Below are 8919 nucleotides of genomic sequence, written 5' to 3' on the forward strand. Positions count from 1 at the left end.
TCTTTGGTGTGTGGGGTGGCTTGACAATGGAAGTGGGGTCGGCGCCCCCTGGGAGGGCGGGGAGTGTCCCGGGCGGCGGGACTTTGAACAGGCCTTGGCTGGGTGATCGGCCTACGGCGCTGTCGGCGGCGGCTGGCCGGGCGTGGGCGTATCTGGTGGCCGAGATGTGCCGGGCTCCTGGTGGTTTGCTTCTAGGCGCGTAGCTGGTGGTTTGCTTCTAGGCGCGCAGAACGGGCGGTCGGCGACCCGCCCGCCGACGCGGCTTTCGGGCACGTCGCAGGGCGGCGCGCGTCGAACCCGGCCGTGCTCTGTCCGCCTCGCGGTAGGGGCCGTAGGTGGCGATCCCGCGAACCGGTTGGGTGTCGTACGGCGGACCACTGCCCGTTCCTGTCGGTGGGTGCTGCCGGTGTAATCGTGCCCGGTCCGGGGGGCAGCCCAGTGATGCGGTAGGTGGCGGTCCCGTGAATCGGTTGGCTGTCGCACAGCGAACCGCTGCCCGCTCAGGTCCGTCGGCGCTGCCGGTGTGATCGTGCCCGGTCCCGGGGGGGTTAGCCCAGTGACGCGGTCGCGGTGCGTAGGTCGTTCAAGGCGGTCAGTGCATGCTGGGCCAGTCCGGTGTCGTCGTCGCGATCGGCTTCGGACCACTGGGCGTAGCCTCGCTTGAACGCGAGGACTCCCAGCTCCGCCGCGAGATGCGCGGTCGGGTCGGGGACGCCGCGGGCGATGAGCGCGGCTGTCATCGCGGCTGCGAGACCGACGCTCTTGAGGGCGTCTCGCTCCTGGAGTTCGGTGCTGGCGGCGACGGCCGCCTTGAGGCGGGGGCCTAGCTCGCGGTTCGCCGGGCCCATCGAGCTCGACGCGCGCTCCAGGCCGGCTGCGACCGCTTCGAGTGGGCTGGCGTTCGCCGGCGCCTCGGTGATCCCGTCGGCGAGCAGCTTGCTCAGGGTCTCCTGGCCGGCGACCAGGAGTTCGCGCTTGTCGGAGAAGTGCCGGAAGAAGGTGCTCTTGGTGACTCCGGCGCGTTCGGCGATCTGCGTCACCGTGGTGTCGTCGTATCCCTGTTCGGTGAACAGGTCCACGGCCGCGACGACTAGTCGCTGCTTCGCCCCCGGTTGCCATCGCGCCATGGCGCCATCATAGGTGATGGGACAAAGGTCCCGTTGGCCTGTTACGGTGACGGGACAAAAGTCCCATCACTTCCGGGGAGAGCCCCATGCACGTATTCGTCACCGGCGGTACCGGCACCATCGGCTCCGCCGTCGTCGCCGAGCTATTCCGTAACGGTCACACCGTTCTCGCGCTGGTCCGCTCGGACGCCTCCGCGCTGGCCGTCAAGGACGCCGGCGCCGAGGCGCTGCGAGGAGAGATCGCGGACCTCGACGTCCTGCGGGCCGGCGCCGCCCGGTCCGATGGCGTCATCAGCCTGGCGTTCGGCCGCAGCTACGGCGACGCGGACGCGCTCGCACAGGCCGTCGCCGAGGAGGGCGCCGCCCTCGCCGCGCTGGGGGAGGAACTGGTCGGAAGCGACCGCCCGATCGTCACCGTCTCGGGTACGCCCTGGGTGCCGGGCCGGCCCTCCACCGAGGCCGATCCGCTGCCGACCGACGGACCGGTGGGCGGTCGAGGCCGTTCGGTCAACGCGCTGCTGGAACTGGCCTCGCGCGGTGTCCGCGCCACGGCGGTCCGCATGCCGCGCACGGTTCACAACGAGGGCAAGGGCGGATTCGCCGGCCTGCTGGCCGAGGCGGCGCGCCGCTCCGGAGTGTCCGGCTACCCGGGCGACGGCACCCAGCGCTGGCCGGCCGTGCACGCGCTCGACGCGGCGGTCCTGTTCCGGCTGGCCCTCGAATCGGCGCCGGCCGGGACGTCCTGGCACGCCGTGGCCGACGAGGGCGACGCGGTACGCGACATCGCCACCGTCATCGGCCGGCGGCTGGGCCTGCCGGTCGGGCCGGTGCCGCAGGAGACCTTCGGCCCGTTCGGCCCGATCTTCGCGATGGACCAGCCGGCGTCGAGTGTCCACACCCGCGACACCCTCGGGTGGCGGCCGACACACGCCGGCCTGCTCGAGGACCTGGAGAACATTCAGCCCTGAGACCTCGAACCACGTCGAACCGCCGCAGGACGGGCCTGGCGCCGTCCTGAGACCTCGAATCGCGTCGAACCGCCGCAGGACGGGCCTGGCGCCGTGGGTGGCCGGACTGGCCGCGATCGGTGCGGCGTCGAGCCTGGGCGCGATCGTACGGGCCACCGACCCGAGGCCGGAGGTGGCCGACCAGGTGCGCTCGCTGGGGGGTGAGTTCCCGGCCGTCGAGGTCGAGCAGAAGGCGTCCGGCGACGGCTACGCACGGGCGACGAGCGAGGGCTACGACCGGTGATCTCCGGACCCCCGCTCGACACCGCCGAGGCGGTCACTCTGGCCGCGCTCTCGGATATCACGTTCACCTCACCCGCCATGTCCGGTTCGAACGGTCCCGCCCAAGTCGGCACGAGCTTCACCGTACGGCGGCGTGCCTCGTTGGTACGCCGGGCCGGTCCTGCGGCTCGGGCCCGGCGACGTCGGGATGACGCCCCTGCGGTGTGGCCGTGGCGATCTCGGCGAGGACGCCGGCGACGTCCGCGGGCGCGATCGTGGCCACGCCGTACCTGTTCGGTCCAGCTCGCCACCGTCGCGGCGAAGTCGTGGAACCGCGTGATCGGGACGATCGTCCACGGCACGGGACCAGCCGCGACCGAGCGCTCCTGCTCCCGCTGCCGGTGTAGTGCGCCTTGCCCTCGACGCGGTGGATCCCGGCGATCGACGGCAGTACGGGTCCCGGCGCGCTCCTCGGCGGCGAGCAGGTTGCGCGTGGGCGGCGCCGAAGAAGATCACCGTCTCCACGGGGTCGGCCGACGTGGGGTTCGCCGCGTCGATGACGGCGTCGACGCAGGCCAGGGCCGAACAGTTCGACGGCACGCTCGCGCCGTTGCTGGAGTGGGTCACCGCGAGGCTCGGCGAGCCGGTGACCACCGACCTGGCCGCGCACGCGGGCGTCTCCGTGCGTACCCTCAGCCGGCGGTTCGCCGACCAGCCGCGTCGAGGCCGTCCCCGGTCACCAGATCGACGCCGGGCGAGCGGCTGATGCGTACGACGTCGTGCGCGGCGCGTTGGAGGGTGGTGACGGTGCTCCTGCACCGCGCCACGACGCCGGCACGGCTCGACCCGGGCACCCCGCGTCGCGCAGTACCACGACCTGCCGGTGGCCTATCTGGCCAAGCAACTCCAGGTGCTCGTCAAGAGCGGCGTCCCGGCGGCGGCGACGGGCCCCCGGGAGCGGGGCCCCGCCGCCGAGATCAGACTCCTGCAGATCGTCGAGGCGGTCGACGGCGCCGCCGTACGAGTGCCGCGAGATCCGGCGGCGGGGACGAGGAGCACTGCCCCCCGAGGAGTGCCGGAACACCCGCGTCCTCGCCCAGAAGATGGCGCACGCGCACGAGGTCTGGCGGCCCTTGCCGCCCCCGCCGGCGCGACGTAGCCCGGATGGAACGCGACGACGGCGCCCCACCCGAGGTCAGCGCCGTCCCTCCCCGGTGCCCGGACCTTCGCCGAGGGTGATCCAGAAGCGGTCTTCGTCGCCGTAGGGACGGTCGGGTACTCCGCCGTTGGCGAGGATCACGCGGCGCGACGCCTCGTTGTCGCGGGTGCAGGTGAGCAGGACCTGGTCGAGGCCGAGCCGCCGGCACTCCGGCAGCCCGGCGGAGAGCATCCGGGTCGCGTGGCCTCGCCGGCGCCAGGGGGCGACGATGTGGTACCCCACGTGGCCTCCCACGTTGGTGAGCTCCGGCGTGAGCCGATGCCGGATCATGAGCGTGCCGAGGTAGTCCTGCCCGACGACGTACCAGAACGTGGTGCAGGGTACGTCCCACCGGACGAACACCCCGCTGCGCTCCGCGACGAACGCGTCGAAGTCCTCGACGGCCGGGGCGAGCCACTCGGTGCTCCGCCCTTCCGCCAGGCAGTCGGCTCGCTCGCCGGCGAGATACGACTCACGTAGGGCCGTCGTCGGCTGGACGAGGCGCGGCTCGGACAGGTCGCTCATCTCCGTTCGTGCTCGGGCGGTCCGCGAAGGACTCCGGTCGAGGGGGCTCAGTGCCGGATGACCCCCCGCAGGACCGCGCCCTCCGTCGAAAGATAGTTGTCCCGGTAGTCGAAGCGCGGGCAGTCCGCGAACATCAGATACCAGTACTTCATCTGCTCCGCCCACCAGTATCCGGGTGTCAGGTCGCCGAGCTTGACCGGTGAGGCGGTGACGTCCGTGGCGATCGTCCAGCCGTTCGCCACCCGCGAGGCCCGCTTCTGCCGCAGGTAGTAGTCACGCGCCCGCTCGCGGTAGAGGTCCTTACCCGTCAGCAGCCACAGGTTGAACGCCGCGTCGACGTACTCCGGCCGGAGCTGGTTGCCGGGGTCGGTCGCCTTACCCGTGCCGTAGTCGTACCCCTCCGGCAGCAGCGTGTACGACGACAGCACCGACGCCCACGCCGAGTGGTACGCCTCGCCCTCCCGCAGGTGGCCGCTCTGGCCCAGCAGGCCGGCGTAGTAACTCGTCAGCTCCGACGTCTCGCGCCCGAGGGTCGCGCCGGTCGTCATGTCGGCCCGGTGGAACCACAGCTCACCGTCGAAGCGCTCCTCCTCGTGCCGCAGTACGGCCGCGGTCAGCGTGTCGTACCAGTGCTTGAGGTCACGGTCGCGGAACAGGTCCCAGCCGTCCCACAGGTACTCGAAGAACGAGTCCACCGGCGGGTCGACGCGGGCGCTGGAGTCCGTCCACGCGCCCGTCTCGATGTTGATCTCCGTGCCGACCAGGTCGAGCGGGGAGCGCCGGTCGTACACCGCGCGCGTCGCCTTCTTCGCGGCGTCGAAGTAGCGGGCGTCGTGCACCAGCCGCGACAGTGTGCCGAACTCGGCGATGATCGTCCCCACCTCGGCGAGGACGTTGACGTTCCCGGTGATGTGACCCGTGGACGGGTTGACCCGGCGGTACGGCAGGCCGGTGGGGGACTCGGTGAAACAGGGCAGGAGGATGTCGGCGATCGTCCGCGCCTGCTGAAGCAGGGCCCGCTCTCCCGTGCACAGGTAGCCCGACAGCAGCCCGCCGACCATCCGGATGTTGGTCTCGAAGACCTGGACGTCGGCGTTGACCCCGGCGAAGTCGAGGTGGTCGCGTACCCACCGCACCCCGTCGGCGAGCTCGTCGTCCAGGCCCATGAAGTACAGCGTGCCGAGCGCCTCGACGATGCTCAGCCCGACCGGATGCGCGGCGTCGAAGAACTCGCTGCTCCCGCCGCTCACCGGAAGCAACTGGTCGTGGCCCCACGCGTACCGCCGGTAGGACGCCCAGGCGTGCCGCAGCTCGGCCCGTACGTCGTCGGCGACCTTGTGCCAGTCGTGTCGCCCGGCCGCCCGCGCCGGGCCGGCCGGAAGTCCGGCGACGGCCAGGCCGCCGGCCGCCGTCAGGGTGCCGAGGAACGCTCTGCGCGTGAAGGGGATGGAGGCTCTCATCGCTCACCGCCGGAGTCAGGAGATCATGACAACGTTGTCGTCCTACCATCCGACGGATCTCCTGGCGATGAGGCTGACCGGTCCCGGCCGACAATCGGCCGACGGGGAGAGCCGCCGATGTCAGCGGCGGCCGAACCACTCCCGGGCAGCCGGCGTGAACGACAACAGGATGACGGCCGCCGGGACGGCGAGGAACACGATCGCGACCACGATCCCGATGACGTCCTGAACCGCGAGGGCGACGGCCAGCACGATCAGCCCGCCGAGGACGAAGCAGGCCTGCAGGCAGATCGCCACCACCCGCACCCAGAACGCGCGGCGCGACGCGGCGATGGCACACCCGCCCCAGAGCGCGGCGACCGGCACGAGGAACAGGCCGGACAGGACCGCCTGCGCGACGCCGTTCTGACCGTGGGAACTCAGGTCATGGGCGGTCACGAACATGCCCGCCACGCCGAGCAGGAACAGGGCCGTCTCGAACCACAGCCCCGCGACGGCCCATCTGACCGTCGCGGGCATGCGTCGCGGCCTGTCGTCAGGGGCCTGAGCGGTCTCGCCCACCGGCATCACGGCTTCTCCTCGGGTCGGACGTCATGTCGTGGCAGGCACCGTAGACCGCGAGCCCGGGGACCCCTCCCGAATCGGCCTACCCGGGCTGGACGGGCAGGTAGATCCGCCTTCCGGCGGCGTTGAACTCCTCCGCCTTCTCCCTCATCCCCGCGGCCAGGGCCTCGTCCTGGGCGAGCCCGCGCTCCTCGGCATAGCGCCGCACGTCCTGGCTGATCTTCATGGCGCAGAACTTGGGGCCGCACATCGAGCAGAAGTGGGCGGTCTTGGCGGGCGCCGCGGGAAGGGTCTCGTCGTGGAAGGCCCGTGCCGTGTCGGGGTCCAGGGCGAGGTCGAACTGGTCCTCCCAGCGGAACTCGAAGCGCGCGTCGGACAGGGCGTCGTCCCAGGCCTGCGCCGTCGGGTGCCCCTTGGCCAGGTCGGCCGCGTGCGCGGCGATCCGGTAGGCGATCAGCCCGGCCTTGACGTCGTCCCGGTCCGGCAGGCCGAGGTGCTCCTTGGGCGTGACGTAGCAGAGCATCGCCGTGCCGTACCAGCCGATCATCGCGGCGCCGATGGCCGAGGTGATGTGGTCATAGCCGGGGGCGATGTCGGTGGTCAGGGGGCCCAGCGTGTAGAAGGGCGCGTCGTCGCAGAGCTCCCGTTGCAGGTCGACGTTCGCCTTGATCTTGTGCATCGGCACGTGACCCGGGCCCTCGTTCATCACCTGGTTGTCGTACGAGGCGGCGATCCTCGTGAGCTCGCCCTGGGTCCGCAGCTCCGCGAACTGGGCCTCGTCGTTCGCGTCGGCGATCGAGCCCGGTCGCAGCCCGTCGCCGAGCGACCAGGTGATGTCGTACGCCGCGAAGATCTCGCAGAGCTCACGGAAGTTGGCGTAGAGGAAGTTCTCCCGGTGGTGGGCCAGACACCACGCGGCCATGATGGAGCCGCCGCGGGAGACGATTCCGGTCCTGCGCCGCGTCGTCAGCGGCACGTACGACAGCAGCACCCCCGCGTGGACCGTCATGTAGTCCACGCCCTGCTCGGCCTGCTCGACGACCGTGTCGCGGAACAGCTCGTAGGTCAGCTCGGCGGGGTCGCCGCCGACCTTCTCCAACGCCTGGTAGATCGGGACGGTGCCGACCGGGACGGGGGAGTTGCGCAGGATCCACTCGCGGGTGGTGTGGATGTCCGGCCCGGTCGACAGGTCCATGATCGTGTCCGCGCCCCACCGGGTCGCCCAGGTCATCTTGTCGACCTCATCGGCGATGGAGGAGGTGACGGCGGAGTTGCCGATGTTGGCGTTGACCTTGACCAGGAAGTTCCGGCCGATGATCATCGGCTCCGTCTCGGGGTGGTTGACGTTGGCGGGCAGTACGGCCCGCCCGGCGGCGATCTCGTCCCGGACGAAGGACGGCTCCACTCCTTCGCGCAGGGCGACGAACTCCATCTCGGCCGTGATCTCCCCGCGCCGCGCGTACGCCCGCTGAGTGACCGCGCCGCCACCGGCCCGGCGCGGTGACCGTGCCGGTGTCCGCGCCGGGCCGGTGGCGCGGCCGTCGTCCTCGGAGCCTGCGGCCCGGCCCTCGTAGGCCGCCGTGTCGCCGCGCCGGATGATCCAGTCGGAGCGCAGCGCGGGGAGCCCGCGCTCGACGTCGACCGCGTACGAGGGGTCGGTGTACGGACCGGAGGTGTCATACAGGCGCACCGCCTCGCCGTTGGTCAGCGAGATCGCCCGCATCGGCACCTTGAGCCCGTTTTCCGAGGTCAGGTACGTCTTGTGGGCATGCGAAACTGAACCGTCCATGGTGGAGGACCACTCCCTACGCCGGCATTACCCGGGTCAGGTTCTTCGGTCTGCGACGCGCCGCCCGCAAGCGAGCGAAAGCCGCACTCTCAGCCCGGTCCGCCCGGGCTCCCGCTGTCACCGTCAACCATAACCCGGAACGCCCCGCGCGTCAGGAGCGGTCGCGCCACGCCGGTCACATCGGGGGCGTCCCGTCCGTCATTGCTGCGAACACCCAACGAAGGGGGCGCGCATGAACGACCGGGACCTTCTGGCCGAGCGGTTCGAAGAACACCGCGGCCACCTGAAGGCGATGGCCCACCGGATTCTCGGCTCGTCGGCCGAGGCCGACGACGCCGTCCAGGAGGCCTGGCTCCGGCTCGAGCGTTCCGAGGCCGGCGACATCGACAACCTCGGCGGCTGGCTGACCACGGTCGCCGGCCGGGTCTGCCTGGACCTGCTGCGCTCACGCCGGTCGCGGTACGAGACTCACCTGCCCGACCCGATCGTCGGCGAGGAGGGCGGCGACCCCGAGCACAACGCGCTGATCGCCGACTCGGTCGGCCTGGCGCTGCTGGTGGTGCTGGAGTCCCTGAACCCCGCCGAACGGCTGGCGTTCGTCCTGCACGACATGTTCGGCATGCCGTTCGAGGAGATCGCCCCGATCGTCGACCGTACGCCGGCCGCGACCAGGAAGCTCGCCAGCCGCGCCCGCCGGCGGGTCCGGGGCGCGGCCCCCGTACCGGACCCGGACCCGGTCGCCCAGCGGCGCGTGGTCGACGCCTTTCTGACCGCCGCGCGCGGCGGCGACCTCGGCGGCCTGGTGGCCATCCTCGACCCCGACGTCGTGCTGCGCACCGACGGCGGGTCCCCCAGCGGCATGAACGTCCTGCGCGGCGTTCAGGAGGTGGCCGGCCCGCTCGGCGGCTTCCAGCGCATGGCCACCGCCTCGGTCACCCGGCCAGCGCTGGTGAACGGAACGGCCGGGCTGATCAACACCGTCGACGGCGAGCTCTTCTCGATCATGAGCTTCACCATCATCGGAGAG

Annotated in this window: 11 protein-coding genes; 5 read left to right on the forward strand and 6 right to left on the reverse strand. The window is 71.5% G+C overall.

What is annotated here, in order from left to right; translation table 11 throughout:
* Positions 1–548: 548 nt before the first annotated feature.
* Positions 549–1127 (reverse strand): TetR/AcrR family transcriptional regulator, encoded by a 579-nt coding sequence (locus tag ACFFNX_RS24800; RefSeq protein ID WP_378206833.1) that lies wholly within the window; start codon positions 1125–1127, stop codon positions 549–551.
* A gap of 86 nt (positions 1128–1213) precedes the next feature.
* Here ACFFNX_RS24800 and ACFFNX_RS24805 point away from each other — a divergent pair, with 86 nt between their 5' ends.
* Together ACFFNX_RS24805 and ACFFNX_RS24810 are read left to right on the forward strand one after the other, a co-directional pair.
* A complete protein-coding gene (locus ACFFNX_RS24805; RefSeq protein WP_378206836.1) occupies positions 1214–2095 on the forward strand; it encodes an SDR family oxidoreductase in 882 nt (293 codons plus the stop codon).
* 97 nt (positions 2096–2192) lie between these two features.
* Positions 2193–2378, forward strand: a complete 186-nt coding sequence (locus ACFFNX_RS24810) for a hypothetical protein (RefSeq protein WP_378206839.1) — start codon at positions 2193–2195, stop codon at positions 2376–2378.
* A 117-nt stretch (positions 2379–2495) separates the two neighbouring features.
* Here the strand turns inward: ACFFNX_RS24810 and ACFFNX_RS24815 are convergent, their stop codons facing one another.
* Entirely contained in the window at positions 2496–2639 is a 144-nt protein-coding gene (locus ACFFNX_RS24815; protein WP_378206842.1) for a hypothetical protein, read from the reverse strand.
* A gap of 144 nt (positions 2640–2783) precedes the next feature.
* On the opposite strand from ACFFNX_RS24815, the gene ACFFNX_RS24820 reads away from it, so the two are divergent.
* Both ACFFNX_RS24820 and ACFFNX_RS24825 read left to right on the forward strand, forming a co-directional pair.
* Positions 2784–3122 carry a hypothetical protein gene (locus ACFFNX_RS24820; protein WP_378206845.1) on the forward strand — a complete coding sequence of 113 codons (339 nt, stop codon included), beginning with the start codon at positions 2784–2786 and terminating at the stop codon, positions 3120–3122.
* A gap of 117 nt (positions 3123–3239) precedes the next feature.
* Positions 3240–3515 carry a hypothetical protein gene (locus ACFFNX_RS24825; RefSeq protein ID WP_378206848.1) on the forward strand — a complete coding sequence of 92 codons (276 nt, stop codon included), beginning with the start codon at positions 3240–3242 and terminating at the stop codon, positions 3513–3515.
* 36 nt (positions 3516–3551) lie between these two features.
* Here the strand turns inward: ACFFNX_RS24825 and ACFFNX_RS24830 are convergent, their stop codons facing one another.
* The 4 genes from ACFFNX_RS24830 to thiC form a co-directional block, all read right to left on the reverse strand.
* A complete protein-coding gene (locus ACFFNX_RS24830) occupies positions 3552–4079 on the reverse strand; it encodes a GNAT family N-acetyltransferase (RefSeq protein ID WP_378206850.1) in 528 nt (175 codons plus the stop codon).
* 47 nt (positions 4080–4126) lie between these two features.
* The gene (locus tag ACFFNX_RS24835; RefSeq protein ID WP_378206853.1) at positions 4127–5539 is read right to left on the reverse strand and encodes a glycoside hydrolase family 47 protein; all 1413 of its coding nucleotides are present in this window, start codon (positions 5537–5539) and stop codon (positions 4127–4129) included.
* 120 nt (positions 5540–5659) lie between these two features.
* Positions 5660–6058, reverse strand: a complete 399-nt coding sequence (locus ACFFNX_RS24840; RefSeq protein WP_378206856.1) for a hypothetical protein — start codon at positions 6056–6058, stop codon at positions 5660–5662.
* 127 nt (positions 6059–6185) lie between these two features.
* Entirely contained in the window at positions 6186–7892 is a 1707-nt protein-coding gene (thiC, locus tag ACFFNX_RS24845; protein WP_378206859.1) for a phosphomethylpyrimidine synthase ThiC, read from the reverse strand.
* Positions 7893–8124: 232 nt separating this feature from the next.
* On the opposite strand from thiC, the gene ACFFNX_RS24850 reads away from it, so the two are divergent.
* Positions 8125–8919, forward strand: a 795-nt coding sequence (locus ACFFNX_RS24850; protein ID WP_378206862.1) for a sigma-70 family RNA polymerase sigma factor, incomplete at its 3' end; no start/stop codon positions are given.

Source organism: Actinoallomurus acaciae, from assembly GCF_042429965.1.
GTDB lineage: Bacteria > Actinomycetota > Actinomycetes > Streptosporangiales > Streptosporangiaceae > Actinoallomurus > Actinoallomurus acaciae.